Below are 1,327 nucleotides of genomic sequence, written 5' to 3' on the forward strand. Positions count from 1 at the left end.
GTCCCCTCCTTTCCCCCGTAGGGCGTATGCGGTATTAGCAGTCGTTTCCAACTGTTATCCCCCTCGACTGGGCAGATCCCTAGGCATTACTCACCCGTCCGCCGCTCGCCACCTCAGAAGTAAACTCCCTTGTGCTGCCGCTCGACTTGCATGTGTTAGGCCTGCCGCCAGCGTTCAATCTGAGCCATGATCAAACTCTTCAATTAAAGTTTTGTTGTTTGACTTACGTCAAACGGCTCAATGAATTCTACTGTTTTGATTCGCTTTGCTCACTAAGAAACATCGCGTTTCAATTCATACATTACTGTATGTACATATTACTATGAACACTCAATCACCCTTCCCGTAAGGAGAATGACTTGAAAACATTGATTTAAATTTTTGACTGCCAACCCTAAGGCTAAGCAGTTTCGATTAACTCAACACCTGTGAGTGTCCACACAGATTTCTTGTTTTATCTTGTTAAAGAGCAACTCAATATTCGTAAGAGAACTTGAGTACCACACTGAGCGTCGAACGCTTCCAGTTGGCTAGGGCTGCGTATTCTACGCATTTCCCGTTTCGCGTCAAGGAGTTTTTGCAAACTTTCTCAACACTCATCAATCAGTAAACTCATCGATGAACCGTCACATCAGGCTGCTTAACGCTGTCTGCCGTGTCAGTGGATGCGCATTATAGGCAGCAGAGGATTTTGTGCAACCCCTATTTTAAGGAAATTTGCAGTTAATGCTAATTATCTAATCTAGCCACACCATACCCACCACTTACCCCCAAAGTTATCCACAATTCAGCTAAGACTGCGCCTTTGTTTCGCATTATGTATAGCCAAAAGCCATCAGATGATTTGTTGGTAGTTATAAAAATAGAAGACTTTCGTCTTTTAAAATGAAGATTAAACGAGGCTAAGCGTGAGATTGACCTACGGATCGGCTTAAATGGATTTGTTTTAATGGCGACAACGCGTGACCATTAGTAAGTAGCGAGTTTGTGATGTAAGAACTAAAGGCATGACTATGATAGGGTTCATTGGTGCATATAGATGTAGAAATAAAACAAACCCACAAAAAAGCCAGCTTACGCTTAATGCCGTTCACTTAAGAGTGAACGGCATTTTTCTTTGGTCTAACCGGGAACTTGTTTTTGCTCATTTTAAGAACTCGTGGATATGCCCTTTCCCGTTTACCATCCAGCTTAAATTGCCGTGCATTTCGTTCTATATCCAATACGTCTCTCGGGACATTCCCCGGTGTTTGTGATGACAGTTGTGTCAACTTGAAGATGATATAACTCGCCGCATCCCGAAAACTCAGTTGATTGGGATGGACCG

At 43.2% G+C, this 1,327-nt stretch carries 1 rRNA gene and 1 pseudogene; both read right to left on the minus strand.

Annotated elements, in window-relative coordinates:
- Positions 1-206 (minus strand): 16S ribosomal RNA (locus tag L5L77_RS22475); the annotation flags it as partial.
- An 888-nt stretch (positions 207-1,094) separates the two neighbouring features.
- Positions 1,095-1,327: pseudogene (locus tag L5L77_RS22480) on the minus strand (IS4 family transposase); the annotation flags it as partial.

Source organism: Shewanella sp. SM29 (assembly GCF_025654245.1).
GTDB lineage: Bacteria > Pseudomonadota > Gammaproteobacteria > Enterobacterales > Shewanellaceae > Shewanella > Shewanella oncorhynchi.